Source organism: Streptomyces sp. NPDC008092 (assembly GCF_042957285.1).
Classification (GTDB): domain Bacteria; phylum Actinomycetota; class Actinomycetes; order Streptomycetales; family Streptomycetaceae; genus Streptomyces.
Genome location: NZ_JBIBHY010000014.1, coordinates 172,198 through 198,485 on the forward strand (window position 1 = coordinate 172,198; position 26,288 = coordinate 198,485).

At 70.2% G+C, this 26,288-nt stretch carries 21 protein-coding genes and 2 pseudogenes; 15 read left to right on the forward strand and 8 right to left on the reverse strand.

Annotated elements, in window-relative coordinates; all coding sequences use genetic code 11:
* Nucleotides 1–11 precede the first annotated feature (11 nt).
* Nucleotides 12–1,166: a tyrosine-type recombinase/integrase gene (locus tag ACFZB3_RS37570; RefSeq protein WP_391384251.1), complete on the reverse strand. Its 1,155-nt coding sequence runs from the start codon at nucleotides 1,164–1,166 to the stop codon at nucleotides 12–14.
* Nucleotides 1,167–1,261: 95 nt separating this feature from the next.
* Here ACFZB3_RS37570 and ACFZB3_RS37575 point away from each other — a divergent pair.
* Nucleotides 1,262–1,426 (forward strand): annotated as a pseudogene (locus ACFZB3_RS37575) (pirin family protein); the annotation flags it as partial.
* A gap of 280 nt (nucleotides 1,427–1,706) precedes the next feature.
* Here the strand turns inward: ACFZB3_RS37575 and ACFZB3_RS37580 are convergent.
* Both ACFZB3_RS37580 and ACFZB3_RS37585 read right to left on the reverse strand, forming a co-directional pair.
* Entirely contained in the window at nucleotides 1,707–2,621 is a 915-nt protein-coding gene (locus tag ACFZB3_RS37580; RefSeq protein ID WP_391384254.1) for a hypothetical protein, read from the reverse strand.
* Nucleotides 2,622–2,800: 179 nt separating this feature from the next.
* The gene (locus tag ACFZB3_RS37585) at nucleotides 2,801–2,953 is read right to left on the reverse strand and encodes a hypothetical protein (protein ID WP_391384257.1); all 153 of its coding nucleotides are present in this window, start codon (nucleotides 2,951–2,953) and stop codon (nucleotides 2,801–2,803) included.
* Nucleotides 2,954–3,121: 168 nt separating this feature from the next.
* Between ACFZB3_RS37585 and ACFZB3_RS37590 the strand changes: the two genes are divergently transcribed.
* On the forward strand, nucleotides 3,122–3,532 hold the full coding sequence (locus ACFZB3_RS37590; RefSeq protein WP_391384259.1) for a hypothetical protein: 411 nt from the start codon (nucleotides 3,122–3,124) through the stop codon (nucleotides 3,530–3,532).
* 832 nt (nucleotides 3,533–4,364) lie between these two features.
* Here the strand turns inward: ACFZB3_RS37590 and ACFZB3_RS37595 are convergent.
* Entirely contained in the window at nucleotides 4,365–4,751 is a 387-nt protein-coding gene (locus tag ACFZB3_RS37595; protein ID WP_391384262.1) for a winged helix-turn-helix transcriptional regulator, read from the reverse strand.
* Nucleotides 4,752–4,845: 94 nt separating this feature from the next.
* On the opposite strand from ACFZB3_RS37595, the gene ACFZB3_RS37600 reads away from it, so the two are divergent.
* The 9 genes from ACFZB3_RS37600 to ACFZB3_RS37640 all read left to right on the forward strand — a co-directional run bounded on the left by ACFZB3_RS37600 (nucleotide 4,846) and on the right by ACFZB3_RS37640 (nucleotide 16,007).
* The gene (locus ACFZB3_RS37600; RefSeq protein ID WP_391384265.1) at nucleotides 4,846–5,775 is read left to right on the forward strand and encodes a zinc-binding dehydrogenase; all 930 of its coding nucleotides are present in this window, start codon (nucleotides 4,846–4,848) and stop codon (nucleotides 5,773–5,775) included.
* 637 nt (nucleotides 5,776–6,412) lie between these two features.
* Nucleotides 6,413–7,621, forward strand: coding sequence for an ROK family protein (locus ACFZB3_RS37605; protein ID WP_391384268.1), 1,209 nt, complete (start codon nucleotides 6,413–6,415; stop codon nucleotides 7,619–7,621).
* Between the two features lie 126 nt (nucleotides 7,622–7,747).
* Nucleotides 7,748–9,109 carry an extracellular solute-binding protein gene (locus tag ACFZB3_RS37610; protein ID WP_391384270.1) on the forward strand — a complete coding sequence of 454 codons (1,362 nt, stop codon included), beginning with the start codon at nucleotides 7,748–7,750 and terminating at the stop codon, nucleotides 9,107–9,109.
* 2 nt (nucleotides 9,110–9,111) lie between these two features.
* Nucleotides 9,112–10,110 carry an ABC transporter permease subunit gene (locus ACFZB3_RS37615; RefSeq protein WP_391384273.1) on the forward strand — a complete coding sequence of 333 codons (999 nt, stop codon included), beginning with the start codon at nucleotides 9,112–9,114 and terminating at the stop codon, nucleotides 10,108–10,110.
* Entirely contained in the window at nucleotides 10,107–10,964 is an 858-nt protein-coding gene (locus tag ACFZB3_RS37620; protein WP_391384278.1) for an ABC transporter permease subunit, read from the forward strand. Before ACFZB3_RS37615 ends, ACFZB3_RS37620 begins: the two co-directional genes overlap by 4 nt.
* Before the next feature lie 59 nt (nucleotides 10,965–11,023).
* Nucleotides 11,024–12,307 carry a 6-phospho-beta-glucosidase gene (locus ACFZB3_RS37625; protein WP_391384281.1) on the forward strand — a complete coding sequence of 428 codons (1,284 nt, stop codon included), beginning with the start codon at nucleotides 11,024–11,026 and terminating at the stop codon, nucleotides 12,305–12,307.
* Entirely contained in the window at nucleotides 12,300–13,301 is a 1,002-nt protein-coding gene (locus ACFZB3_RS37630) for a BadF/BadG/BcrA/BcrD ATPase family protein (RefSeq protein ID WP_391384284.1), read from the forward strand. Before ACFZB3_RS37625 ends, ACFZB3_RS37630 begins: the two co-directional genes overlap by 8 nt.
* A 419-nt stretch (nucleotides 13,302–13,720) precedes the next feature.
* The gene (locus ACFZB3_RS37635) at nucleotides 13,721–14,449 is read left to right on the forward strand and encodes a TetR family transcriptional regulator (RefSeq protein ID WP_391384287.1); all 729 of its coding nucleotides are present in this window, start codon (nucleotides 13,721–13,723) and stop codon (nucleotides 14,447–14,449) included.
* A 190-nt stretch (nucleotides 14,450–14,639) separates the two neighbouring features.
* Nucleotides 14,640–16,007, forward strand: a complete 1,368-nt coding sequence (locus tag ACFZB3_RS37640; protein ID WP_391384290.1) for an MFS transporter — start codon at nucleotides 14,640–14,642, stop codon at nucleotides 16,005–16,007.
* A gap of 119 nt (nucleotides 16,008–16,126) precedes the next feature.
* Here the strand turns inward: ACFZB3_RS37640 and ACFZB3_RS37645 are convergent, their stop codons facing one another.
* Both ACFZB3_RS37645 and ACFZB3_RS37650 read right to left on the reverse strand, forming a co-directional pair.
* Nucleotides 16,127–16,744, reverse strand: a complete 618-nt coding sequence (locus ACFZB3_RS37645; protein ID WP_391384292.1) for a hypothetical protein — start codon at nucleotides 16,742–16,744, stop codon at nucleotides 16,127–16,129.
* A complete protein-coding gene (locus ACFZB3_RS37650) occupies nucleotides 16,741–17,316 on the reverse strand; it encodes a sigma-70 family RNA polymerase sigma factor (RefSeq protein ID WP_391384613.1) in 576 nt (191 codons plus the stop codon). The genes ACFZB3_RS37645 and ACFZB3_RS37650 overlap by 4 nt, the downstream gene beginning before the upstream one ends.
* Nucleotides 17,317–17,715: 399 nt before the next feature.
* Here ACFZB3_RS37650 and ACFZB3_RS37655 point away from each other — a divergent pair.
* Both ACFZB3_RS37655 and ACFZB3_RS37660 read left to right on the forward strand, forming a co-directional pair.
* Nucleotides 17,716–18,276, forward strand: a pseudogene (locus ACFZB3_RS37655) (ABC transporter substrate-binding protein); the annotation flags it as partial.
* A gap of 76 nt (nucleotides 18,277–18,352) precedes the next feature.
* Nucleotides 18,353–19,333: a pyridoxal-phosphate dependent enzyme gene (locus ACFZB3_RS37660; RefSeq protein ID WP_391384616.1), complete on the forward strand. Its 981-nt coding sequence runs from the start codon at nucleotides 18,353–18,355 to the stop codon at nucleotides 19,331–19,333.
* 69 nt (nucleotides 19,334–19,402) lie between these two features.
* Here ACFZB3_RS37660 and ACFZB3_RS37665 read toward each other — a convergent pair whose 3' ends face one another.
* Entirely contained in the window at nucleotides 19,403–21,076 is a 1,674-nt protein-coding gene (locus tag ACFZB3_RS37665; RefSeq protein WP_391384295.1) for an esterase-like activity of phytase family protein, read from the reverse strand.
* A 235-nt stretch (nucleotides 21,077–21,311) separates the two neighbouring features.
* On the opposite strand from ACFZB3_RS37665, the gene ACFZB3_RS37670 reads away from it, so the two are divergent.
* Together ACFZB3_RS37670 and ACFZB3_RS37675 are read left to right on the forward strand one after the other, a co-directional pair.
* Nucleotides 21,312–22,133 carry a lectin gene (locus ACFZB3_RS37670; protein WP_391384299.1) on the forward strand — a complete coding sequence of 274 codons (822 nt, stop codon included), beginning with the start codon at nucleotides 21,312–21,314 and terminating at the stop codon, nucleotides 22,131–22,133.
* 86 nt (nucleotides 22,134–22,219) lie between these two features.
* Nucleotides 22,220–23,347, forward strand: a complete 1,128-nt coding sequence (locus ACFZB3_RS37675; protein WP_391384619.1) for a glycoside hydrolase family 19 protein — start codon at nucleotides 22,220–22,222, stop codon at nucleotides 23,345–23,347.
* Between the two features lie 91 nt (nucleotides 23,348–23,438).
* Here ACFZB3_RS37675 and ACFZB3_RS37680 read toward each other — a convergent pair whose 3' ends face one another.
* On the reverse strand, nucleotides 23,439–26,195 hold the full coding sequence (locus ACFZB3_RS37680; RefSeq protein WP_391384304.1) for a lectin: 2,757 nt from the start codon (nucleotides 26,193–26,195) through the stop codon (nucleotides 23,439–23,441).
* Between the last annotated feature and the right edge of the window lie 93 nt (nucleotides 26,196–26,288).

Genomic DNA, 26,288 nt, shown 5'->3' on the forward strand with positions numbered 1-26,288 from the left:
CGCCCTTCGCATCAGGCCGCGAGTGCCATGTTCAGGACCTGCGCCGCCTTGCCGATCGATCCCGGCAGCAGATGCCGGTAGATCTTGAACGTGACATCCACGCTCTTGTGCCCCATCCACTCAGCGACATCCGTGATAGGGATGCCGTGGCTCAGGCAGTTCGACGCGTAGAAGTGGCGGTTCCCGTACAGGACCATTCCTTCCGGGATATCCACCTGGCCCGATGCCCTGATCCGACGCCACTGGTTGTCCATTCCCCAGTGTGGATACGGCTTGCGGGGGTCGGTCTCCTGCCGCAGCAGGTAGCCGTCGACCGTGCCGTATTTCTCGGCGTACCACTGGATCGTCTCCCTGATCCGAGCGGGTAGGGGGACGTCGCGGTACTCCCCCGCCTTGCGGTGCTTGAGCGGCCCGTACCGGCGGGTGGACAGCACCACCTGTTCGGTGATCCGATACACGTCATCGGCCACGATGTTGTTCAGGTTCACCGCGAACGCCTCGCCGTTCCGCAGACCGCAGCCGCTCATAAGGTCGACGACCAGCGTGAAGGCGTCGTCGCCTGCGGTCCGTATCGCTCGCAGCTGTTCGAGTGACGGGATCACCGCCCGGGCCGGGTCGTACTGCGGCGGCTTGACGCCGTCCAACGGGTTGTCGGTGAAGAGGCCGAGCCGCTGCCCGTCGAGGAGGACCGCGCGCAGTTTGTCGAACGCGTTGGACTGGGTGGCCAGACCCACACCGTTGCGTTCCATGGTGCGGATGAAGCCGTCGACCACCTTGTGGTCGAAGGAGTTCATCCGCCGACTGCCGAGCGCCGGGTAGAGGTGGTGCTCCAGGAGCGAGTCGAGGTGCCGTACAGATGAGGCAGCCAAGTGGCGTTGGCCGGCCTTCCACTCCTCGGCGTACTCCTCGAACCGCATCTTCCCGTACTTCTGGATGCGTTCCGCCTTCGACTGGGACTGCGGCGCTGCCTTCTTCTGGTTGTAGACCTCCGTCAAACGCGCGATCGCCTTGTCCTGAGTCCCGAAGCCCGACTCCTCCGTCTGCTTGCCCGCCGGGCTGCGGTACCGGATCTTGTACTCGTGCGGGCACTTCGACCAGCGGGACTCAGGGTGCTCGCAGTCCTTGAAGAAGGTGCCCATGCCGCGGGCGAGCGCGCGTGCTGCCATGTGGTGCTGTCTCCTCGGCGTCCGATGCTGACCTTTTGCTGACGCCCGAGGGTCTTCGATACCCCTGACCTGGGAAGAACCGCCGAATCCGTGGTATGTGGTGGAACTTCGTCGGGCGTACCCAGCAGGACGTCGAACAGGCCCGTGAGGACTGGATGAACGGGACGCGATTCGGGGAAGTGAAGGGTTACGACGGAGCGCCTCTGCCTGCCCCCGAGCTGCCGCCGGTGCCGCTGAAACCGCGAGGAAGAGTGCGCTGAACTTACGCTTCACTCCCCGCACACACATCACGGGCGAGGTGGCACGCACCCCGCCGGGTTCACTCAGACAGCTGTCTGCGTGGGCAGTGCCTGGAAATATGCCGAAGCCGGCAGCGAGCCGGGCACGGACGTCCCGGATCACTTTGGCAGCCCCACGCGGACGCCGGGCGGGCGCGACGTCTCCGCAGGAACGCATGGCACGCCTCGCCGACCGAGGACGGCTCCGGGCCGGAACCGTCCTGGTCTTGTCACGGCGTGACGGCCACGCCTCCTCCCCTCGTCAGGAGCGGCGCGCGCGGCCTGCCGCGTACACCGCTCCGGCGCCGACCGCGACCACGAGGGCCGCGGCACCCGCGATCAGCCCGACCGGTGCGCTGGAACCGGTCTCGGCCAGCGGTGGCGTGCTGCCGCTGGGCGACGGCTTCGGGGTGGCCGGCGGGGTCGACTGGAGCGGCGGCACGTGCGAGGTCGTGGGAGGTGTCGAGGAGGGCTTGGGCGTCGTCGGGGTGGCGGGCGGGGTCGTCCCGGCCGGAGGCGTGCTGTGCGCGGGGGCCGTGGGCGTCGCGGGGGTGGTCGGGGTCGGCTGCGACGGGGTGGGCGAGCCGGGGGTGCACGACTTCTCACCGCCGTTCCAGGCGGCTATCAGGTGGTAGGGGGTGACGACGTTGCCCGGCTCGTAGGGCGCCGGGCCATGGCCATCGCCGGTGCCGCCGTCGTACGTGACGTCGTCGCCGTAGAGGTCGATCTGGCCGAAGCAGTCGGGGGACTTGACGGACAGCTTCTGCCAGGTGCGCCTGGCGTCGTCCGCGCCGGCGATGTCGGCGGCGGTGAGGTAGACGGTGGCCTTGTCGACCAGGGCCTGGCGGCCCGAGGTGTACCAGTCGGGGCCCTCCGTGGTGTACTCGGCCAGGGAGACGGGGTACGTGCAGCCGTCCCCGACCGACTGGCCGGGAGCGAGCCGGACCTCGACGGTTCCGGGAGCGGTCTTCCAGAGGTAGAGCCCGCCCTGCGAGGTCCAGTCCGCGCCGACGACGTTCCCGTCGGCGCCGACGATGCGGTATTGGACAGTGGCGGACTGGCACCCGCCGGCCGGTGTGGCGCTTGCCGTGCCGGCCGCGAGCAGAGGAAGGGCGGCAGCGGCGAAAGCGGTTGCCGCAAGCGCGGCAAAGGTTCTTGGTTCTTGCGAACGCGACAAGATGAGCCTCTACGAAGGTGAAGGTGTGGGAGGTGGCAGAGCGCGAGCGGCGGACGCACGAAGGAAGAGGGGTTGTGGCATGCGCGACCGCACCGCTCACGTCACTTCGCTCAGCGTGTGCACAGCCGAGCGACTGAATTCTTGTCACCTTTCACAACTCCCGTCAATTCTTCACTGGTTCACCACGCGCGACTCCGGGTCACCAGCAACGCAATGCCGCACATCTCCGCCCCGAATCCCATCCCGGCAACCAGCCGCAGCACCTCGGCGACCTTGCCCAGGTGCTTCACGAGGTAGGCGCCGCTCTCCTGCAACGCACCGTTGTCAGGCATGAAATGTCCGTGAGAGGTACCGCGTTGGGCCCGCAAGGCCGTCGTCCACCCGGACGGAGGAACCTGGCCGATCGGACCGGAAGCATGGCCGGTCGACCGACGGCGAGCCGGAGATCGCGGGCTAGCGTCCTTCTCCGCAGGTACCACCGCGGAGAGGAAGACAGCCCGATGGACCAGCGAACGCCCGACCGCGACGCCGGCGTGACCACCGAGTTCGAGAGGGACGTCGTCAAGCTCTTGCTGGAGGCGATGCGCGCGGTGGACAAGCAGGAACGCAAGGACGTGGGTACGGAAGACGTGCTGTATGCGCTCGTGTCGGGTGGCTCGGCCGCGGGTTCGGCGATCGCATCCGGGATGAGGGCCTCCGGCTCGCTCGGCGGTTCGATCGGGTGCCGGGGGACATCTTTGTGGGTCAGTGAGGACGCGGGTGACGGCACGGTGGGAAGCCCGGACGACGAGCGGGAGATCGACGCCTTCTTGCGGGAGGTCCGGCTGGAGGAGGCCAGGAGGCTGCGCCGGAAGAATCGGAGAGGCAGAAGGAGGGACAGGGGCAGGAAAGCCTTGAACTCCCGCCGATGACCGGTGCGTTGCGGACCTGTCTGCGCAAGGCGTTGGAGGCCGCGCGGGAGGGGGGCACCGTTTCCGTGCGCGTCCGGCATGTGGCGCGCGCACTGGTCGGGCTGCCCGGTACGCGTGCCCGTGAGGCCATGGTTCTGGAGAAGGTGGACGTCCTGGCTGCCTTGACGGCGCTCGACGCTTTACGGGGGAGCGACGAAGTACCCGAGCGCGGCTCGGTGTTGATGCTGCGCACTGCGGGGACGTTCGGGAGGAGCGGTAATCCGCTGACCCTGAAGTTCACAGCCTGGATACTCGGGGGCGGCGCCGGGTTCGGTTCCGCAGTCGTGGGTGCGGTGCGCGCGGAGGCACCACGAGGGGCGGTGCGGCGCGGGGCGTCGGAGATGGAACCCGTCGACGTACTGCTGGGTATCCCAGCACCGGCTCGCCCGCGAGATCGCCGCCGATTGCCTGGTCCTGCTGAAGAACGAGAACGAGGCCGCACGCCGCGGAACCCCGTGCGGACGCTCGTCTCGTCGACGACGGTGCCGTCCGGTGCGAGGAGCCTCACCGTGACGTCCTCGATGAGTGCGCCACACGCAAGGGACGCGTCTACGGCACCGGGCTGGTGGACGTCGGCCAGTGACCTGCAGCCTGGCCCGGAGGCGCCCGGCCTGGCCGAGTGGCCGGCGAAGCGACCGGGTATCGCTGCACTCGCCCGACCAAGCCGTTTGCCGGGGATGGGCTCACCGATTGAGATGACCTGTAAGGGCTCGCAGCAGAACAACGAACGCACGCAGCGCGCTGACCTGCGACGTCAAGCCTCAGAGCCCAGAAGCGAATTCTCCGCGGGTCCCTAGCGGGTGCCCGAGTCGTCATGGGCGACCGGATCGGTGTCGAGCGCGTCGAGCACTGCATCGCCGTTCGTCCTTGCCCACTCGGTCAGCATGTGGATCGGATCGATCAGCGTCGCCCCGAGCGGGGTGAGTTCGTACTCGACGCGGGGCGGTGCCTCGGCGTAGACGTGGCGGTGGATGAGTCCGTGCGCCTGGAGCCGCCGGAGCGTCTGGGTGAGCATCTTGCGGGAGATGCCACCGATCAGGTCGATCAGCTCGCCATGGCGCACCGGGCCCTTGCTGAGGCCGTAGAGAACGACCACCGTCCACTTGTCGGCGATGAGCTCGACCGCCAGCCGCGCCGGACAGTCGGCGAGAAAGAGACCACCTGGGCCGAAACCGCTCATGGCGCCAACGGTACCTGCACCTGAGGCACCTGCTGGTTCCTGTCGGAAACCTAGCCTGGGTGCTCTCCCCCTGCCCTTCCGAACCAGGAGAGTCATGCGCGTCATCACCCAGCACTCGCTCGGCGGTCCCGAGGTGCTCACCATCGCGGCGGCACCCGAGCCCCGGCCCCTCCCGACCGAGGTCCTCGTCCGCGTCAGGGCGATCGGGCTGAACCCGCTGGAAGCACGCCTGCGCGCCGGCGAGTTCCCGCTGCTCGGCCGGCCACCGTTCGTCCTCGGCTGGGACATCAGCGGCGTGGTCGAGGAGGCATCGCAGACGTGGCGGCTTCGGCCCGGCGACGAGGTGTTCGGGATGCCGCGGTTCCCGCAGGCGGCGAACGCGTACGCCGAAGTCGTGTCGGCGCCGGCGTTGCACCTGGTGCGCAAGCCGGCGTCGCTCTCGCATGTCGAGGCGGCGGCGCTGCCGATCGTCGGGCTGACGGCGTGGCAGGGACTCGTCGACCTCGGCGGCGTGAGCGAGGGCGACCGCGTCCTGGTCCACGGCGGTGGTGGCGGCGTCGGCCATGTCGCGATCCAGATCGCGAAAGCGCTCGGTGCGTACGTGATCACGACAGCCAGCGGGAGCAAGCGGAAGTTCGTCGAAGGGTTCGGAGCCGACGAGGTGATCGACTACACGGCGGTCGACTTCACCGAGGCGGTCCGCGACATCGACGTCGTGCTCGACACCATCGGCGGCGACACCGTCGAACGGTCACTCGACGTGCTCCGCCCGGGCGGTCACCTGGTGACGGCGGTCGCCGAGGAGGATTCGGACCTCATCGCCAGGTACGAGGCGGCTGGCATGCGCTTCAGCGGCATCGCGGTCGACCCCGATCCGTTCGCCCTGCGAGGTCTCGTCGAACTCGTCGAGCAGGGCAGGCTCCGGGTCCACGTGCAGGAGACCTTCCCGTTCGAGCGCATCGCCGACGCACACCGACTGCTCGACGACGGCCACCTTCAGGGCAAGCTGGTCCTCACCGTCTGATCCAGTCCTGGGCGTCGCGTGACCGAGGCCCAAGACGAACAGCTTCCTTGCACACACACCGCCGGGCGAGGTGAAACGCACCTCGCCCGGTTCACCAAGATTGCGTGAGCGATATCGCGCTGCACCACTCGATCCATCGCACCTCGAAGTGCAGGATTCGCCAGCCGTGGTCAGCGCTGATCGGACTGATGCCGACTCAATGCTGACCACAGCCCCGGCACGGGGAGCAGGCCATCGCGAACGCCGGCGCCGCCCAGTATCCGCGGATGGCGGGGAGCGGACTCGATGACGACCGCGTGCCGGGATCCCCCTTCTCACGCCCGCAGGGTGTTCTACAGCCGCCTCCCCGCGGATCCAAGACCGGGCTCACCTGCCTCGCCTGCGGGGATGTCGCCTCCTTGAGTCCGGTGGATCCGTTGATCGCGACGCGCGTGACGGTCTCCGACGTGCAGATGTTTGATTTTTCAAACTTTCACCCAAAGTACGCCATCGCACCGGCAGCCACGCACGCCCGCCCCGGCGATCGCACCCCAAGGCTTGATTCCGGCCAAGTCCGCGCGTATAAATAAGCAACTTTCTTTCTTACAGACGCTTGCGGGCCTCACTCACAGGCCGGCGATGGCGAGATGAGGGCACCGTGACCCGCCGTTACCCAGCAGGTCCGCAGCGGTTGCTGCGTTCGCTCAACGGCCGTGCCGTCCTGGAGGCGATCGACGAGGCGGGCCCCGTCACGACCACCGATCTGGCCGGCAGGATCCCGCTCTCCCGGCCGACGGTCGCCGCCGCGGTCGGCCTGCTGCTGGAGCGCGGGGTCATCACCGAGGTGGGCCCGGCGACCGGCCGCAAGGGTCCGGCGCCGGCTCAGTACGGAGTGAACGCCGACTGCGCCTTCGCGATCGGTGTGGACGTCGGGCACCGGAAGATCCGTGCCGCGATCGCCGACGTCACGGGCCGGGTGCGGGCACGTGCCGAGTCCGAGCAGCACGGGGAGCGGGGCGCCGAGGCGTTCGTCCGCCAGATCCTGGACATGTGCGTGGAACTGGCCGGGCAGGTCGGCCGGGAGCTCGGGGAGATCACCCAGGTCGTCGCCGGACTGCCGGCCGCGGTCGGCCCCGACGGACGTCAGCTGTCGTACACCACCGGGCTGCCCGACGCGGGGAGCGGACTGGGCGAGGCGCTGGGCCGGGCGATCCCCGTGCCGCTGGTCCTGGAGAACGACGTGAATCTCGCCGCGCTGGCCGAGCGCACCCATGGTCTCGGCACCGAGACCGACGACTTCGTCCTGGTCAGCCTGGGCGTCGGGCTGGGTCTCGGGCTGGTGGTGGACGGGAAGGTCCGGCGGGGCGCCACGGGTGTCGCGGGCGAGGCCGGCTATCTGCCGAGCGACCGCATGATCGCGCCGGTGGGCCGGCGCCGGGATCCGGTGCAGGAACACCTGGGCGCCCGCTACATCAGCACCGAGGCCCGGCGGCTGGGACTGCCGGGCGACGGCAGCCCGCTCACCGTCTTCGAACTCGCCCGCGCCGGCGACCCCGGCGCGCTGGAGATCGTGGACGACACCGCCCGCAGCGTCGCCTACGTGGTGGCCTGTGTCGTACCCCTGATCGACCCGGCGCTGATCGTGCTGGGCGGCGCCATCGGCGCCAACGGCGATCTGCTGCTCGAACCCGTCACCCGCCACCTGGCCGATTTCAGTACGTTCCGGCCGCCCATCGTCGCCTCCGGGCTCGGCCAGGACGCCGTGCTCACCGGAGCGACCACCATGTCGGCGGAGCTGGCCCGCGAGGCCGCCTTCGCCGCCGCCACCACCCCTGTCCCCCAGGCCGAGCCCTCGGCCCGGTCCTGAGAGACACCGCGGCGACGCCGTCTTGCCGGACAGCGCCGCCGCTTCAGGTCGGCGGGCATTGCCGTGCCCGCCGACCGACGACCGATCCGTCACCCAGGGAATCCCGTCTCCGAGGAAGGACGATCAGTGTTCAAACCTATCACCGGGCCTGTCACCGGGGTCGTGTCCGTCACGGCCGCCGGAGTGCTGCTGCTGGCCGGCTGCACGTCCACCGGGGCCTCGTCGTCAGAACCCGACACCGCCATCTCGGCGGGCGCCTCGCACCAGCCCACCACCGTCACCGTCTGGACCTTCAACCACCTCCCCAACGAGGTGGCCGCGTTCAAGGCGACCTTGAACCGGCTGCACACCAAGTACCCGTGGCTGACCGTGAAGTTCGTGCCGAACAAGGACGACGCGGCCTACGCCAAGGCGGTCGCCGCGGGCGATCCCCCCGACGTCTTCATCAGCTCCGCGCCCGACAACGTGGCCAAGTTCTGTTACAACGGCACCGTCGCCGACCTGGGCCCCTACCTTTCCTCCGCCAAGATCGACACGGCCGAGACCTTCCCGGCCGCGACCCTCGCCTACACCCGCTACCAGGGCAAGCAGTGCGCGCTGCCGCTGCTGACCGACGCCTTCGCGCTCTACTACAACAAGCAGATGTTCAAGGCGGCCGGTATCACCAAGGCGCCCACCACCCTCGCCGAACTCACCGCCGACGCCAAGAAGCTGACCGTCAAGAACGCGGACGGCTCCATCAAGACGTACGGCTTCGTGCCCCGCTCCGACTACGACGTCAACCGGTTCCTGTTCACCGGGGCGCACAGCGGGACCGAGTTCTACGGCAAGGACGGGAAGACCACCTTTGCCTCCGACGCCAAGTGGCAGCAACTGCTGGCATGGGACAAGGAGTTGATCGGCTACTACGGCGAGGCGAACGTCCAGAAGTTCGTGGGCCGTTACCAGCCGCATGCCGACGACGCGGGCAACCCGCTGCTGACCGGGGCCGCGGCCATGGAGTACGACGGCGAGTGGCACGTCGGCGAGATCGCCTCGGAGAAGAAGGACTTCGACTACGGCGTGGTGCCGATGCCGGTCCTGGACGGGTCGTCGGGCACGTACGGCGCGGGCAGCACGCTGGGCACGGTCGCCTATCTCTCCGCCGGCTCGCAGCACAAGCAGGAGGCGTTCTTCGCGCTCCAGCAGCTCACCACCGACACGACGTTCCTGAACACCCTCGCGGACACGGTCTACAACATCCCGACCACGTTCGCCGCGCTCAAGGCCTGGGACAAGCGGAACGACCCGCACTGGAAGCCGTTCGTCGACGTCTTCGAGAACAAGAACTCCACCTACAAGACGCTCACCCCGGCCGGCATCGAGGACATGGACACCTGGCGGGCGTTCCTCCTCGACTACGAGCAGGGCAAGGTGAGCAGCGCCGCGAGCGGTCTCGCCGGGGTCGGGAAGAAGATCGACGACCTCAACTCCGAGAGCGGGCAGTAGAGATGACGACCACTCTCGCCCCCGTCGGCGAGGCCCCGGGCAGCGCGCGCACGCGCGCCGCCCGGGGCGGGCGGCGGCGCGCGAGCGGGGCCCGCTGGTGGGTCGTGCTCGCCTTCCTGTCCCCGTTCGTCATCGGGTTCTGCGTCTTCGTGCTCTATCCGGTGGCCGCCACGCTCTACTACTCGCTCACCGACTTCCAGGCCGGCTCCTACCGCCCGGTCCAGTTCGTCGGACTGCGCAACTACCGGGCCCTGTTCACCCAGTCAGACACCTTCTGGGTGGCCGTGCGCAACACCCTCTGGATGGTCGTCGTCATGGTGCCGCTGCGCACCGCCTGGGCCATGTTCACCGCCTGGGTGATCATCCGGGTCAAGCGCGGCCGGGCCGTCTACCGCACGCTGTTCTTCCTGCCGTCGATGGTGCCCGTGGTGGCCGCCGCCCTGTCGTTCATCGTGCTGCTCAACCCGGTCGGCCCGCTCAACCGGATGCTGGGCTGGGTGGGCGTCGACGGCCCGGGCTGGTTCTCCGACCCCGCCTGGTCCAAGCCCAGCCTCGTCCTGATGGCGCTGTGGGCGAGCGGCAACGTCATGGTGATCTTCTCCGCCGCCATGCTCGACGTACCGCGTGAACTGTACGAGGCGGCCGAACTCGACGGCGCGGGCACGCTGCAGAAGTTCCGCAGCGTCACCCTTCCGGCGATCTCTCCGGTGATCTTCTTCGCGCTGCTCACCGGGATGATCTACACCTTCCAGTACTTCACCGAGGCGTTCGTCGCCTCCAGTTCCGCGAACGCCACCTCGTCCAGCAACGACCTGATCGGCTACCCCGCCAACTCGCTGCTGTTCTACTCGACCGAGCTGTACCGGCAGGGCTTCGCCTACTTCAAGACCGGCTACGCCTCGGCGATGGCCTGGCTGCTGTTCCTCGTCATCTTCGCGGCGACCGTGGTCTTCATCCGCGCCTCGCGCCGTTTCGTGCACTACTCGGGCGGTGGCCGATGAGCACAGTTCCCCTGACCAGGCCGCGTGCCGGGCGCCGCGCGCTGTACCTGCTCGCCGAGCACGCACCCGCCGTCGCCGTCGCGCTCTGCTTCCTCCTCCCGCTGACGATCGGCGTGCTCACCGCGTTCATGACCCAGCACCAGGCCGGCACCGGCTCGCTGTGGCCCTCGCCCTGGGAGTTCGGCAACTTCGGCGAGGTCTTCAAGGCCATGCCGTTCGGCCGCGACCTGCTCAACACCATGCTCTACGCCGGGCTGTCCACGATCGGCGTGATCGTCTCCTCGGTGCCGGTGGCCTACGCGCTGGCCCGGCTGAAGTGGCGCGGCCGGGAGGCGGTCTTCCTGGTCGTCCTCGCCGCGATGATGATCCCGGCCCAGGTCACCAGCCTGCCGCTGTACGTCATGTACGCGCACGCCGGCTGGATCGGCACGCTCAAGCCGCTCATCGTGCCGTCGTTCTTCGGCGACGCGTTCAGCATCTTCCTGCTGCGCCAGTTCTTCCTCACGATCCCGGACGAGTTCACCGAGGCGGCCCGGGTGGACGGCGCGGGCGAACTGCGCATCCTGTGGCGGGTGCTGATCCCGATGGCCCGCCCGGCGATCGCCGCGGTCGGCCTGTTCGCCTTCCTCTACGCCTGGAACGACTTCTACAACCCCCTGCTCTACACGGGCAACAGCGACACCGGCCAGACCCTCGCGGTGGCCCTCAGCCAGCTCGCCAAGAACGGGCACCAGAACGCCTACCAGCTCCAGATGGCGGCCTCGCTGATGTTCCTGCTGCCGGTCCTGGTGCTGTTCTTCCTGGCGCAGAAGGTCTTCGTCGAGGGCATCGCGCTGACCGGCGTCAAGGGCTGAGCCCTCCGGGGCCGACCTCCCGGGGCCGAGCCGCCCCCACATCTCCCACAGGAGTACGAGTGAAGATCACCGTTGTCGGCGGTGGCAGTACCTACACGCCCGAACTCATCGAGGGCTTCGCCCGGCGCGCCGACGTGCTGCCGGTCGACGAACTCGTCCTGCACGACATCGACGCCGCACGCCTCACCGTCATCGGCGGCCTGGCCCGCCGTATCCTCGCCCGCCAGGGCTTCCCCGGCCGGCTGACCACCACGACCGACCTCACCGAGGCGGTGGACGGGGCCGCCGCGGTCCTCGTCCAGCTGCGGGTGGGCGGCCAGGCCGCCCGGCTGGTCGACGAGACCCTCCCGAACCGCTTCGGCCTGCTCGGCCAGGAGACCACCGGCCCCGGCGGCTTCGCCAAGGCCCTGCGCACGGTGCCGGTGGTACTCGACATCGCGGAGGAGGTACGCCGCCGGGCACTGCCCGGCGCCTGGATCGTCGACTTCACCAACCCGGTCGGCATCGTCACCCGGGCCCTGCTCGACGCGGGCCATCGCGCGGTCGGCCTGTGCAACGTGGCGATCAAGTTCCAGCGACGGCTGGCCGCCCGGCTGGGCACCGACCCCGGCCGGATCAGGCTCGGCCACGCGGGTCTCAACCACCTGTCCTGGATCCGCTCGGTCACCGTCGACGGCGTGGACCGCCTGCCGGAACTGCTGAGCGGGCCCGCCCTCGACGAACTCGCCGCAGAGATCCGCGTCCCCGCCGGGGCACTGCGCGACCTCGGCGCCATCCCCTCCTACTACCTCCACTACTTCTACTGCACGGAACAGGAGGTGAGCGCCCAGCGGGCGGGCGGCCACCGGGCCGAGCGGGTCCTCGCCATCGAGAAGGAACTGCTCAGCCTCTACGCCGACCCCGCCCTCGACCACAAGCCCGACCTGCTGGAGCAGCGCGGCGGGGCCTACTACAGCGAGGCCGCGGCCGCCCTGGTCACCAGCCTCCTCACCGGCGACGGCGCGCACCACTACGTCAACGTCCGCAACGACGGGCTGCTGGCCGGGCTGCCCGACGAGGCCGTGGTCGAAGTGGCCGCCGACGTCGACACCGACGGGCCGCACCCGGTGCCCGTGCCGCCGTTGCCGCCCGAGATGCTCGGGCTGGTCCAGGCGGTCACCGCGTACGAGACCCTCGCGATCGAGGCCGCCCTGACCGGGGACCGTACGATCGCCCGGCGGGCACTGGTGGCCAACCCGCTGGTACGCGAATGGGAGCTCGCCGCCGAACTCCTCGACGCACTGCTCGACGCCAACCGCGCCCACCTGCCCCGGTTCTTCGCGAGCGAGGCCGCCGATGCCTGAGCTGGTGGTGGGCGTCGACGGCGGGAACTCCAAGACCGACCTCGTCCTCGCCGACACCGAGGGCCGGCTGCTGTCCTGGGTGCGCGGCGCGGGCACCCGCCCGCACACCGAAGGCATGGAGACCACCACCGAACGGCTCGCCCGCCTCGGCAGGCACGCGCTCGCACAGGCGGGCCTGCCCGCCACAACCCCGGTCCCGGTCGGCGCGTACTTCCTCGCGAACGTCGACCGCCGGGCCCAGGAGCGGCTGGCGCTACGGCAGTTGACCGCGCTGGGCGTGGCCCATCAGGTCCTGGTCCGCAACGACACCCTGGCCGTCCTGCGGGCCGGCGCGCCGGACGGCTGGGGAGTGGCGGTCGTGTCCGGCGCAGGCATCAACGCGGCCGCCGTCCATCCGGGCGGCCGCTCGGCCCGCTTCCTCTCCCTCGGCGACATCACCGGGGACTGGGGCGGCGGGCTCGCGGTGGCCCGGGCAGGCCTGGGCGCCGCGGTGCGCGCGGGCGACGGACGGGGGCCGGCCACCCGGCTGCGCCAGGAGCTGCCGGCGCCCTTCGGCCTGGACAGCGTCGAGGCCGTCGCGCTGGCCGTGAGCGCCGGAGAGATCCCGGTGACCGCACTGCACGGCCTGGCACCCCTGGTCTTCGCGACCGCCGAGAGCGGCGACGCGGTGGCGCGCGGCATCGTGGAACGCCTCGGCGACGAGATCGTCGCCATGGTCACGGCGTTGCTCCGCCGCCTGCGACTGCTGCGCACCCCGACCCCGGTGGTGCTGGGCGGCGGCACCCTGCAGAACGATCAGCTGCTGCTCCGGGACCACATCGGCGCCCGCCTGGCCGTCGAGGCACCGCTGGCCCGCCCCCGGGTCCTCGACGTGGCGCCGGTCGCGGGCGCGGTGGCGGAGGCGCTGGTGACCGCGGATGCTCCCACCGACGCGCAGGACCGCCTCCGCAAGACCATCGCCGCCCGAAGACCACCGGCCGTCGGCGTCGACTGACCGCCCGAAGTCCCGGCGTTCCCGAGCTGGACACCGGCATGCGGAGGCCGACGCCGAGGCGGACGCGGTGGACGGTCCGGCCGCGGAGGCGATGACTCCGCGGCCGGCCACACCGGCGCATGTCATGACGGCGACCAGCCCGGAGTGCCGAGGCCGTCGCCACCGCTCCCCCTCGCCGTGGCCTGCGACCGCATCGTGTCCACGCATCGCGTCTGCTCCTGCCGTGTCGAACGGGGAATCATCCGGAGATCTAATCTCCGCTTTACCGTGCCGCCACCGTAACACGAAACGGAGATTCAGCCTCCACTCCGGGGAAGATGCGCACCGACGACCGCCTGCCCGTGCGGCCGGACCTGCGGACGGCGCGGTCGTACGATGTGCCGGGACGATCACGCGCCACCCGAAAGCGAGACCTCTGCATGGCTGCACCCTCCGCGTCCGGCGAGGCCGGAGAGTCCGGCGGCTCCGGCGCGGCGCGTACGCCCCGGCCGCGGCGCGACCGCGAGCTGAACCGCCGCAAGCTCCTCGCCGCCGCTCGCGAGGTGTTCCGCGATCATGGCCTGAAGGCGACCCTGGACGACGTCGCCCGCCACGCCGGGCTCGGGGTGGGGACGGCCTATCGCCACTTCCCCAACAAGCAGGTCCTGATCGACGAGTTGGTCGACGACATGTTCGCGCGCGTCGAGGAGGCCACCCGGGAAGGGGCGGAGGACGCCGACGCCTGGCGCGGGCTGACGGTCAGCCTGGAGCGGGTGGCCGAACTGCAGGCGCTCGACCGCGGTCTGCGCGAGGTCGTGCTGCACAGCGAGCGCGCGGTGCCGGCGGGGCTGCGGCACCGGGAGCAGATCAGGCGGAACGTCGACCTCGTGGTCGAGCGGGCCAAGGAGCAGGGCGTTCTCCGTCCCGACGCCGAGCCCTGGGACCTGGTCGTGATCCAGCAGATGCTGGCCGCGGTGACCGAGCGGAGCGGGCAGCCGGATCTGTGGCGGCGCTATCTGAGGCTGCTGCTGGACGGCTTGCGAACCGGGCCGGAGGGCACGGAACCGCTGCCGGGCAAGGACTACGGCAAGCAGTTTGACGTGCAGGAACCGAACTGGACCGGCCCGCCGCCGACGGGCACGGACGCCCCGGGCCCGCCGCAGGACTGACGGAGAATCCCCGGGTTCGGCTCTTGACGGCGCTCGTTCGGCCCCCACACACTCAGGGCCGCAGTCGATGAAGAATTCTTCACTCGACGAACCTTCGTGCCGGCAGCCGTGGGCCAGTCCGCCCGCGCGCTGCGTCCGAGCCGCACGCGAACCCCCTTCTGGAGCGCCCATGCCCCCCTACGGCACAGCCATGTCTCCGCCCGACACCCCTCCCCGCACCCTCCGCACCGTCGCCCCGGTACTGGCCCTGTGCTGGCTCGCGGTCTTCTTCGACGGGATGGACGTCAACATCTACGGCGCGGTCCTGCCGCATTTGCTGGAGGACAACAGTCTCGGTCTCGGCAAAGCCACCGCCGGAACCATCGGCAGCTGGACCACCCTCGGCATGCTCATCGGCGCGCTCACCGCCGGCAACCTCACCGACTGGGTGGGGCGCCGGCCCCTGCTCGTGGGCAGCGTGAGTCTCTTCTCCGCCGGCTCGGCCGTGTGCGCCCTGGCCGCGAATCCCACGGTCTTCGGTACCGGCCGGTTCCTCGCCGGACTCGGGCTCGGCGGGCTGATGCCGCTGTGCCTGGCGATCGTCATGGAATTCGCCCCACCACGCCGGATCGCGCTGACGACCGGCCTGTTGATGACCAGTTACCACGTGGGCGGAATGGCCGCCACCGGACTCGGCCTCACAGTCGCCCCGACGGCGGGCTGGCGCTGGGTGTTCTGGGCCGGTGTGGTCCCGGCCGCGATCGCCGTGCCGCTCCTGCTGAGGCTGATGCCCGAGTCACCGGGCGTCCTGCTCGCCAAGGGGCGAGGAGCACAGGCCGACGCGATCACCGACCGGTACGGACTGCCGCGCGCCGTACCGGCGGCAGCTCCGGTTGCGGGTGCGAAGGGGCGGCTCCAGGCGGTGCGGGTCCTGTTCGCCCCCGAGTCCCGGTTCGCCACACCGCTCCTGTGGCTCGCGTCGTTCTGCGGTCTGCTCCTGGTCTACGGCGTGAGCACCTGGCTGCCGCAGATGATGCTGGCCTCCGGATACGGCATGACGTCCTCGGTCAGCTTCCTGCTCGTGATCAACGCGGGCGGTATCGTCGGCATGCTGGTCGCCGGTCGCACCGCCGACCGCTACGGCGCGGTCCGTGTCTCGGCGATCTGGTTCGTCCTGACGGCGGCGGGCGCCCTGCTGCTCCAAGCGCACCTGCCGCTGGCCGCCACCTACGCCGTGGTCGCCGTGACCGGCATCTGGCTCTTCAGCGCGCAGGTCATGGTCTACGCCGCCACCAGCACCGTCTACCCCGACAGCGCACGGGCGACAGGGCTCGGCTGGGTGACCGGGGTCGGCCGCAGCGGTGCGGTACTCGGCCCCTGGCTCGTCGGCGCACTGGCCGACAACGGTCACGACGACTGGGGCTTCACCGCCTTCGCGCTGGCCGGAGTCCTCGGCGCGATCGCCGTCGCCCTCGTACCGCTCGCCCGGCGCCCGGCGCCCGGGGCCGCCCTCGGCTCCCGTCCGCCGGCCACGGGTTCCGTGAGTCGGCGGGTACCGGAGACCGACGGCCGGGGCTAGCACCGGCCCGAGTGTGCCGGCACCCACTCGTCCCCGAGCACCACGGCCAACTCGTCGTGGTGCTCGGGAACGCCGTGGTCACTCCGGCTCAGGAACCGGCCGAAACCGCGGAGTCAACGTCAGAATGCCTGGCGGAACTGCTGCCAGGTCTCGTCCGAGACCCAGTTCGCGCCGCAGACGGGAATCGTGCCGTTCTTGTCGGCGGCCACGATGTAGTGCTGCCCGACCGTGAAGGTCAGCTGCTCCGGAAGGTCGGGGTCGCTGTTCACCACGACCGTGTCCGAGCCGCCGCCACGCAGCCAGTGATCGACGTGGAAGGTGGTCAAGGGTCCCTTCACGGAGGCGGCCGTCCCGTAGAAGAGCGTCGGGTACCCCGCCAGCTGGTCGGGAACCGGTTCCTGGCACTTGCCGAGGGCGCTGCTGGAGAGGGCCAGACTCAGCGGGGCGGCGGCCTCGGCCGGGTGGCCGTTTCCGTTGTTCGCGGCAATTCCCGCGGTGATTCCCCCGCCGAGAAGCAGAGCGGCAGCAGCCGCGAGCCCGAAGAGTCGCCGGCGCCCCTTTCCTGCGGTGGCCTTTTCCGGATGCGTGACGGTGGCGGTGGCGGTGTTTTCCGGTTCGAGCACGAATTCGGTGTTCAAGGCATCCTCCACAAGACGATCGATGTCGGGCAGCGGAGCTCGTGGGGTCAGTGCCGGGTCCGCGGCCCTCAGCAGGGTCAGCAGCTCGTCGTCATTCACTGACTGCTCCTTCCTTCACTCATCTTGTGTCCGGGGCCTTCTGCGTTCTTTCGCACCGGCTGCAGTTTTTCGGCAAGCCTCTTTTTCGCCCGGTGCAGCCGCATGCTCACCGCATTCGACGTCAGTCCGGTGACTTCCGCGATCTGACGTGGCGCCAGCCCCTCCCACGCCCACAGTCGCACCACCTCGCGGTCCAGCTCCCCGAGTGCGGCGAGCGCGGCGTGCAGCTCGCTGTGATCGGTGTCGGCGGTCACCGGGGCCTGCTGGGTGTGCATCAGCCGCTCGACCAGGCGGAGCCTGCGCCCGTCCGCCCGGCGGGCGTTGGCCAGGCACCCCCGTGCCACCCCGTAGCACCAGGGGAGCACGTCGTCGCGGTCGGGCGGGGAACCGGTTCCGAGCCCGGGCACGAGATCGATACGGCGCCACAGCACCAGCATGGTCTCGGACAGGACGTCCTCGACCATGTCAGGGGCCGTCCGTCGCAGCAGATACCGGTGCAGGGGCTCCGCCACCACGTGCGCCAGGCTTTCGAAGCGCGCGCGCCGCTGCCGGCGCGTCTCCTGTTCCGTCATGGATTCCACGACCCGTCCGTGTCCGGCACCGGTCCGTTCCTTTCATCTCATCAGCACCGTGTCGGCCCGGAGTCGACCGGCGCCGCCATCCTGGCAGGCGGGGTCCGCCCTGCCGTCCGCCAGGAGTGACCGTGCCTGCCGGGTGATGGTGGCGACGCCCCTGGAAGTGCCCTTTCCGGTGGCGGCCGGTACGGCTGTACCCGTATCCCTTCCGCGCCGTACGGCAACTGCCGTACGCACCAGTGACGGTGCCCGGGGGATGTGCGGGTGGGCCCCGGACGACACCTTTGGCACGTCGAACTCGACGCCTTGTCCCACCTCTTCGACTTTCTCCCTACCACATCCCAATGCGCGCGGACCGGCCGGAACATTTCGGATGCGGCCGCGGGAGGACAGAAAATGCAGCGCCTGTTCGTCGGCATCGCCGCCGTCTCGCTCGTACTCGGGGCCACCGCCTGTGGTTCGTCCGGCAATTCCGTCGGTTCCGCGTCGGCCGGTGGCGGCATCACCCGCGTCGAGGTCGGAGTCATTCCGATCGTCGACGTGGCCCCCCTCTATCTCGGCCGGAAGAAGGGGATCTACAAGAAATACGGTCTCGACGTCTCGACGACCACGGCGCAGGGCGGCTCGGCCTTCCCCTCGGTGTGGACCGGCGACCGCCTGCGTACCGACCTGCTGCCCAGCGTGGTGCGCCTGACATGCGGCTGCACGCTCGCGGGCGTCGTGGGCGTCGGCCTGGGCACCGTCATCGGCTCGTACCGCGGGGGCGGGCCTTCTGCGAGCCTGTGCTGGAGTGCCTGCGTGCCGTGCCGCCCCCCGGTGCTCGTCCCCGTGATCATGCTGTTCGCGGGCATCGGCGACGCGATGAAGACCGTGGTGATCACGAGTGGCTGTGTCTGGCCGATCCTGCTCAACATGGTCGAGGGCGTGCGTGCGGTCGACCCCGTCATGGTGCGGTCGCCGTCGCCGCCGGTGGCGCACGTCGGCCGGGGACGGCACGCGGGCACGGAGACGAAGGGGTTGCCGCATGGGCACGATGCACGAGGAGCACCACAAGGTCACCCTGGCCTCCTGGCCGACACCGCTGGAACCCGCCCCTCGGCTCGCGCGGGCCCTGGGCCTCCGGCCGGACGACCTGTGGATCAAGCGGGACGACCTCATCGGGCTCGGCGGCGGAGGCAACAAGGTCCGCAAGCTCGAATGGACCTGCGGTCAGGCCCTCGCCGAGGGCGCGCGCACCCTCGTCACCAGCGGGGCGCCGCAGAGCAACCACGCCCGCCTCACCGCGGCGGCCGGCGCCCGGCTCGGCCTGGACGTCGTACTCGTCCTCGCGGGCGAGCCCACCGGCACGGCCACAGGCAACCTCGCGCTCGACGGCCTCCTCGGGGCGGGGATCGTGTGGGCCGGCGCGGTCGACGAGGCCGCGCTCGCCACCGAACTCGACCGGGTCGTCACGGGACTGCGCGGGCGGAACGCGGCTCCGGCGCTCATTCCCTTCGGTGGATCGAGTCCCGTCGGCGCCCTCGGCTACGTCGACGGCGGGCGGGAACTCCTCGCGCAGGCTCCCGACCTGGCCACCGCCGTGGTCGCGCTGGGCAGCGGCGGCACGATGGCCGGGCTGGTGCGTGCCCTGGGCGAGGACCGCGTCCTGGGCGTGCACTGCGGAGCCGTCGCGGATCCGGCCCGCACCCTCGACCTGCTGCTGACCGACCTGTACGCGCCCGCCGCCGCGCCACGGCGGCCACGGCTGCGCCTCGACCAGGTCGGCGCCGGATACTCCCGGCTCACCGAACCGGTGGCGCGGGCGATCCTCCTGGCCGCCCGGACCGAGGGACTCGTGCTGGATCCCGTCTACACCGGGCGGGCCATGGCCGGTCTCGTCGCGGCCGTGCGCGAGGGGGAGATCCGCCCGGGTGAGCGGACCGTCTTCGTCCACACCGGAGGACTGCCCGGGCTCTTCGGGCACCAGGAGGCGCTGCTACGGGCCGGGGAGGTTCTCACGGACCGCAGCGTGTGACCGGAGACCGTCTCCGCGTCCCGGGCGCGTCCAGCGGGTGGACGCGCCCGGGGCGGGACGGTGGGTGCGTCAGTTCACGCGGATCGTCACCGTGACGGTCTTGAGGACGGCCGGCAGCTTGGTGGTGTCGACCTTCAGGATCTCGCCGTTGTCGGCCTGGCCCGTGGCCGGCAGCACCTTCTGGTGGACGGTCCACTTCCCGTCGGGGTCGACGACGATGGAGTCGATGCCGAAGTCGTCGTCGTTGGACAGGTACAGCGTCCTGCCGGCGTCCGTGGTGGCGACGCCCTCGACCTTGTCGTGCCCGAAGAACTTCCCGCTGGGGTCGAGCTGGCTCACCAGCGTCCCGAGGTCGAGGTACGGCTGCTTCTGCGCGACCTGGACACCGGCGCCGGTGAGCGCGGTGAGAGCGGCGTTGGTGCCGACCTTGCCGACGAACGCCTCGGGCGACTTGCCGCCGATCGTCAGCCCGCTGACGTCGGTCGCGCCGTTGATGTCGACCTCGTAGAGGGACTTCCGGGCGAACGGCTCGAAGTTGCCGTCCCGTTCGTCGATGACGAACTTCGTGTCGGACAGCGCCGTGATCTCGCTGTTGGCGTCACCCGTGGTGGCCGGGTCGTCCAGCAGGTACAGGTACTGCTTGGTCTTGAACGTGCGCAGGTCGATGGTGACGATGCGGGTGGGCGCGAGGTTGGACGCCTTGGTGCTGCCGAGATCCGGCTGCTGCAGCGCGGCCTGCATGACGCCCACCAGGGTCGAGCCGTCCGGCGTGACGGTCAGGCCCTCCATGCCCTTGTTCTTCAGGCGGTTGGCCAGCTCGGCCGGCAAGTAGCCGACGATCTTGTGGTACTGGTTGTCCTGGCTGTCCTTGTACGGGGTCAGCCGGCCCAGTTCGTAGCCGTTCGCGTCGAAGTGCGTGAGGTACGGACCGTACTCGTCCGAGACCCAGAACGTGCCGTCGGGCAGCGCCACCAGGCCCTCGGAGTCGTAGCCGTACGGGTCCCGGGCGACCGGCGTGGGAGTGCCGCCGTTGGCGTTCGTCGCGACGACGTCGTCGATCACCTCGCTCGTGTCGTGCGGCGGACGGCCGCTGTACGCCACGCCGCCGAGGCTCTTCGGCCCCTTCAGGGTGACCGTCCCGACCAGTTCGGCCCGGCCCTTGACGAGCTTGAACTTGCCGATCTGGGGCGTGAAGTCGGTGAGCATCTCGGACTTGTTGCCGTCCGGGGCGTCGGCGTTGGGGCCGCGGTCGGTCAGGCCGTAGAAGTAGCCCGACTTCCCCGGCACCGGGGCGAGCGAGGAGCCGTAGCCCTCACCGGAGATCTTGGTGGTGGTCCCGCCCGGTCCGGCGACCGTCGCGAGGGAGGGCAGCGGGTCGCCGTTGCGCCGGGTGTCCTTGAACAGCTGTACGGCGTCGGTCGCCGTGTACGTGAAGGTGTCCGTGCCCTTGAAGCCGGAGTTCGGCGTGTACGTGAACGTGCCGTCCGCGTCGACCGTCGCCGTGCCGTGGGACGGGTCGGTGTGCCGCACGACCGCGGTCGCGCCCGAGTCGTTGCGCAGGACGTCACCCGTCACCTCGTGGTGGCCGGAGTAGGAGTCGGCGGCGACGTCGAAGTCGTGCGTCGGCGCCGACAGCCAGCCCTGGGCCTGGGCCACGACGGTGCCAGTGCCCGCCACGGCGACGGTGACAGCGATCGCTGTGCCGATCCGGGTGCGCTTGCGCAAGCGAGGTCTTGAGGTCATGGCCATGAACTTGTATGCCACTGATGAACTCTGAGTCGCCATTGGGTGAACCAGCAGTTCAACAGTGGCCTGATTTCGTTCTTCGGGTCACCACACACCGACACATCTGTCATGTTCACATCTTGACGGCCTTGGTATAGACCTTTTACCTTCCCGATGTCAGGTCGTCCCGACGTGCGTCCTGTCGGTGTCCGCCACACCCGCGCGCCACCTCGGAAAGGCTTCCCCACCCCCCATGGCTGCTCGAACTCCCTTCCGCACCGCCCTGTTACGCGGTACCCCCCTCATAGCCGTGCTCGCCCTGTCGCTCAGCCCGCTGACCGCGACACCGGCGGCCGCGGCGACCGGCACGGTCACGGGACTGGCCGGCAAGTGCCTCGACGTCGCCGGCGCCGGCACGGCCGACGGCACCCCGGTGCAGCTCTACGACTGCAACGGCACCGGCGCCCAGCAGTGGACCACCGGCGCCGACAACACCCTGCGCGCCCTCGGCAAGTGCCTCGACGTCACCGGCAACTCCACGGCCGACGGCGCCAAGGTCCAGCTGTGGACCTGCACCGGCGGCGCCAACCAGCAGTGGACCGTCACCGCCGCCCACGACATCGTCAACCCCGCGGCGAACAAGTGCCTCGACGTCACCGACCGCTCCTCCGCGAACGGTGCGCGGATCCAGATCTGGACCTGCACCGGCGCCGACAACCAGAAGTGGAACGCCCCCGCGCAGCAGCAGACCGGCGAACAGTGCTGGGCCACGCACTACGGCCCCCAGCCGCCCGGCGCCCTGACCGCCAGCGGCGAGGTGTTCGACAACAACGCCGACACGGCCGCCACCTCCCTCTCCCGCCAGCCCCAACTGCCCTTCGGTACGCGCGTCCAGGTCACCAACGTCGCCAACGGCCGCTCCCTGACGGTGCGGGTCAACGACCGCGGCACGTTCGCCCAGACCCCGCAGGAACCCAAGTGCCTCGACCTGACCGACGGCGCGTTCAGCCGCCTCGGCGGTGTCCTCGACCCCGACGCCGGACACATCGTCGTGACCCAGCAGGTCCTCGGCTGAGACGTCTGCCCCCGCAGGCCAGGTCACGCACCCCCACCCCCCTCGTCTCCCGTCAGGAGCAGTTCTCCATGCGCCCATCTCCCGTCATGTCCCGCCTCCGCGGGCGCGGTGTCCTCGGCCGGCTCACGCTGGGCTTCGTCCTCGCCGCCGTCCTGTCCGCCCTGTTCACCGTCGCCCCGGCCCAGGCGGCCACCGGCCAGATCACCGGCCTGGCCGGCAAGTGCGTCGACGTGGCCGGCGCGAACAGCGCCAACGGCACCGCCGTCCAGCTCTACGACTGCAACGGCACCGGCGCCCAGAGCTGGTCGAACAGCGGCGACGGCACCCTGCGCGCCCTCGGCAAGTGTCTCGACGTGGTCGACCGCGGCACCGCCGACGGGGCCGCGGTCCAGCTCTGGGACTGTTCCGGCGGAGCCAACCAGCAGTGGGTCGTCACCGCCGCCCACGACATCGTCAACCCCGCCGCGAACAAGTGCCTCGACGTGCGCGACAACAGCAGCGCCAACGGCGCCCGCCTGCAGATATGGACCTGCACCGGCGGTGCGAACCAGAAGTGGAACGCCCCGGCCGGTGACGGCGGAGGCGGCAACCCGTCCGGGTTCGTCGTCAGCGAGGCGCAGTTCAACCAGATGTTCCCGAACCGGAACGGCTTCTACACCTACCAGGGCCTGACCGCCGCCCTCGGCGCCTACCCCGGCTTCGCCACCACCGGCAGCGACACCACCAGGAAGCAGGAGGCGGCCGCCTTCCTCGCCAACGTCAGCCACGAGACCGGCGGACTGGTGTACGTCGTCGAGCAGAACACCGCCAACTACCCGACGTACTGCGACTGGAGCCAGTCCTACGGCTGCCCGGCCGGCCAGGCCGCCTACTACGGGCGCGGCCCCATCCAGCTGAGCTGGAACTTCAACTACAAGGCGGCCGGCGACGCGCTCGGCATCGACCTGCTCGACAACCCCTGGCTGGTGCAGAACGACGCGGCCGTCGCCTGGAAGACCGGCCTGTGGTACTGGAACACCCAGAGCGGCCCCGGCACGATGACCCCGCACAACGCCATGGTCAACGGCGCCGGCTTCGGCCAGACCATCCGCTCCATCAACGGCTCCCTGGAGTGCGACGGCCGGAACCCGGCACAGGTCCAGAGCCGCGTCGACGCCTACAACCGCTTCACCTCGATCCTGGGCGTCTCCCCCGGCGCCAACCTGTACTGCTGACCGCCTCCGCGTGACCGATGAGCCGGCCGGGCGTCCGATCGCCCGGCCGGCTCCGCACGGTTGCGGGGATGCCGGCTCCCCCGCCGACGGCTCAGCTCGGCAGTCTCCAGTTCTGGGCCGCCGTGCCGTTGCAGGTGTACAGCTGAAGCTGGGTACCGTTCGACGTCGAGGAGTTGGGGTCGTCCAGGCACAGCTTCGACTCGGGGTTGACCAGCGACCCGTTGCTGCCGGCGGTCCACTGCTGGGCGCCGGTGCCGTTGCAGGTCCACAGCTGGATCAGCGTGCCGTTGGTGGTCCCGCTGTGATCGGCGTCCAGACACTTGCCGAGGGCCCGGACCGTTCCGTCGCCGGCGACGATCCAGTCCTGGGCGTAGGTGTTGTCGCAGCCCCAGATCTGGACGTGGGTGCCGTCGGCGGTGCCGGAGGACGCGTCGTCCACGCACAGGTTCGAGGCCACCGCGGAGGTGAGCGTGCCGATCCGCGGCGAGGCCGGCGCCGAGGTGTCCCCCGCGTACGAGGGCGGTGCCGCGGTGGCCGCCGTCGCCCAGGAGGTGTTGGCCACCGTGCCCAGCGTGAAGTCCAGGGTGCCGCCGCCCGTGATCGCCGTGGTGGGGGCGTAGGCGTTGTTCCACGCCGTGCCGTTCCACGCCGCGGACTGGACGTAGGGGGCGTTGTCGGCGGCTCCGTTGCCGTTGACCGTGAGCGTCCTGCCCGAGGGAAGGGTGACCACGGCCTGCGTGAACAGCGGCGAGCCGAGGGCGAGATCGGAGGTGCCGGGTGTCTCGGGGAACATGCCGAGCGCCGACCACACGTACCAGGCACTCATCGCGCCGAGGTCGTCGTTGCCGTCGGCCAGGCCGCCGGGGGTGTTCGACCAGATCTGGTCCTGGATCGCCCGCACCGTGCCCTGCGTCGTGTAGGGCTGCCCCGTGTAGTCGTACTCCCACGGAAGTTCGATGCTCGGCTCGTTGCCGACCCAGGCATAGCCGTTGGCGCCCGTGTAGCTGCGCAGCACGGTGTCCAGGTAGTGGTTCATCGCCGTGTTGCCGCCCTTGGCGCGGGCCAGGCCGCCGATGTTGAACGGCACCATCCCGGTGTAGATCCAGGAGTCGGCCTCGACCATGTCGGTGCCGCTGGTGGGGTCGAAGCCACCGGTCCACGAGCCGCTCGCGTTCCGGGGTTCCACGAAGCCGGAGGCGGGGTTGAGCACGTTGCGCCAGTCCTGCGCGCGGTTGGCGTACGTCTTCTGGTCGGCGGTGTCGCCGAGCGCCCCGGCCATCGCGGAGATCGCGAAGTCGGCCGTGTCGTACTCCAGGGTGGTGGCCACCGGGCCGTAGAAGTTGCAGCAGCCGTAACTGCCGTCGTGCGGCAGGTATCCCGGCGAGTTCAGGTAACCGAGGCCGGGCCGGTCGTTGTTGGTGGTGCTCGCCTGTTTGACCATGTCGGCCAGGGCGGTCGCGGTGTCGAAGTTCCGGGCGCCGAAGGCGTAGTAGTCGGCGATGACGGCGTCGGCCGGGTCTCCGACCATGACGTACGACTCGCCGTTGTTCTCCGACCACTTGGGGAAGATCCCGGTCTGCGCGTAGTCGTCGACCATCGACTGCGCGGTGTCCGAGGCGGCCTGGGGAGCCACCAGGGCTTCGAGCTGGGCCTGCGACCGGTAGATGTCCCAGCCGGAGTAGTTCGCGTACACCGCGCTGTGGCCGGTGTCCACGGTGTGCGTCTTCCCGTCGAAGCCGTAGTACTGGCCGTTGCTGTCGCTGATCACGTTCGGGTGCAGCAGCGAGTGGTAGAGCGCGGTGTAGAAGGTCTGCTGCTGGGCGGCCGTGCCGCCGGCGATCTGCACCTTGCCGAGCGTGCTGTTCCACGCGTTCTGCGCGGCGGTGCGGGTCGCGTCGAAGTCCCAGCCGGTGTTCTCCGCGGCCCGGTTGGCGACGGCGTTGGCCACCGACACGTAGGAGATGCCGACCTTGGCCTGCACGACCGGGTTGCTCGTGGTGTTGAAGGTGACGTAGCCGTTCGAGGCGGCGGCGTCCGGTGCGGCGCTGCCCGTGCTGGGGCTCCTGCCGTGCAGTACCGGCCGGTTGGGCTGCTCGGCGGCGTTCTTCGACGCCTCGGCCCGCGCCGGGGACGTGGTGGCCGCGGCCTTGGCGACCGAACTGCCCTGCGAGGCGAAGGGCTGGTCGAAGACCATGTCGAAGTACACGGTGTACGTGTTCCCCGCACCGCAGAAGTGGCCGCTGGTGACCTGTCCGCTGACCTCGGTGTTCGACACCTTGGTGAACTGGGCCGAGGAGCCGCCGTTCTGACTGCCGGTCAGCTTGAAGACCAGGTTGGCCTGGCTGGTCGAGGGGAACGTGAAGCGGGCCATGCCGCTGCGGGTCGTGGTGGTCAGCTCGGTGGTCACCTGGTTGTCGAGCGCGACCTTGTACGACCCGGCGGAGGCCGACTCGTTGGCGTGCGAGAACGCGTCCGTGGCAGCGGTGTTCACGGCTCCCACCGTGGGCAGCACCGGTATGTCACCGGCCGCGCCGCAGCCGGGGCCGGCGATGTGGGTCAGGCTGAAACCGGTGATCGACGAGTCGTTGTACTCGTAGCCCCCGCCGTCGGGACGCGAGGGCGTGTCCGGGCTCCACTGCACCATGCCGAACGGGACGTCGGCGCCCGGGAAGTCGTCGGCCTGGTTGGACGTTCCGATGAACGGATTGACGAGGGCCGCCGGCGCGGTGACGAGCGCGGCCTTCCCGGCCGCCCACGCCGGTGTGCACAGCCCGGCGGCGGCCAGCGCCGCGGCCGCGAGGAGACCGGCCGCCATGGTTCCGGGAGGTCTCGACAGTCGTGTGATCACGGGGTTTGCTCCTCTACTCGGGAGTGGAGGTCCGACAACGTTGTCTGCGCGCCGAGAGCGCGGCCCCGGGTGACGAGCGGCGTGCGGGGATGT

Bases quoted from the DNA above. Each gene is read 5' to 3' on its own strand.
- ACFZB3_RS37630 (WP_391384284.1), top strand. From the start codon at position 12,300: ATGCCTGAGCTGGTGGTGGGCGTCGACGGCGGGAACTCCAAGACCGAC.
- ACFZB3_RS37660 (WP_391384616.1), top strand. From the start codon at position 18,353: ATGCACGAGGAGCACCACAAGGTCACCCTGGCCTCCTGGCCGACACCG.
- ACFZB3_RS37675 (WP_391384619.1), top strand. From the start codon at position 22,220: ATGTCCCGCCTCCGCGGGCGCGGTGTCCTCGGCCGGCTCACGCTGGGC.
- ACFZB3_RS37665 (WP_391384295.1), bottom strand. From the start codon at position 21,076: ATGACCTCAAGACCTCGCTTGCGCAAGCGCACCCGGATCGGCACAGCG.
- ACFZB3_RS37585 (WP_391384257.1), bottom strand. From the start codon at position 2,953: ATGCCTGACAACGGTGCGTTGCAGGAGAGCGGCGCCTACCTCGTGAAG.
- ACFZB3_RS37670 (WP_391384299.1), top strand. From the start codon at position 21,312: ATGGCTGCTCGAACTCCCTTCCGCACCGCCCTGTTACGCGGTACCCCC.
- ACFZB3_RS37635 (WP_391384287.1), top strand. From the start codon at position 13,721: ATGGCTGCACCCTCCGCGTCCGGCGAGGCCGGAGAGTCCGGCGGCTCC.
- ACFZB3_RS37600 (WP_391384265.1), top strand. From the start codon at position 4,846: ATGCGCGTCATCACCCAGCACTCGCTCGGCGGTCCCGAGGTGCTCACC.
- ACFZB3_RS37570 (WP_391384251.1), bottom strand. From the start codon at position 1,166: ATGGCAGCACGCGCGCTCGCCCGCGGCATGGGCACCTTCTTCAAGGAC.
- ACFZB3_RS37650 (WP_391384613.1), bottom strand. From the start codon at position 17,316: ATGACGGAACAGGAGACGCGCCGGCAGCGGCGCGCGCGCTTCGAAAGC.
- ACFZB3_RS37615 (WP_391384273.1), top strand. From the start codon at position 9,112: ATGACGACCACTCTCGCCCCCGTCGGCGAGGCCCCGGGCAGCGCGCGC.
- ACFZB3_RS37620 (WP_391384278.1), top strand. From the start codon at position 10,107: ATGAGCACAGTTCCCCTGACCAGGCCGCGTGCCGGGCGCCGCGCGCTG.
- ACFZB3_RS37640 (WP_391384290.1), top strand. From the start codon at position 14,640: ATGTCTCCGCCCGACACCCCTCCCCGCACCCTCCGCACCGTCGCCCCG.
- ACFZB3_RS37590 (WP_391384259.1), top strand. From the start codon at position 3,122: ATGGACCAGCGAACGCCCGACCGCGACGCCGGCGTGACCACCGAGTTC.
- ACFZB3_RS37595 (WP_391384262.1), bottom strand. From the start codon at position 4,751: ATGAGCGGTTTCGGCCCAGGTGGTCTCTTTCTCGCCGACTGTCCGGCG.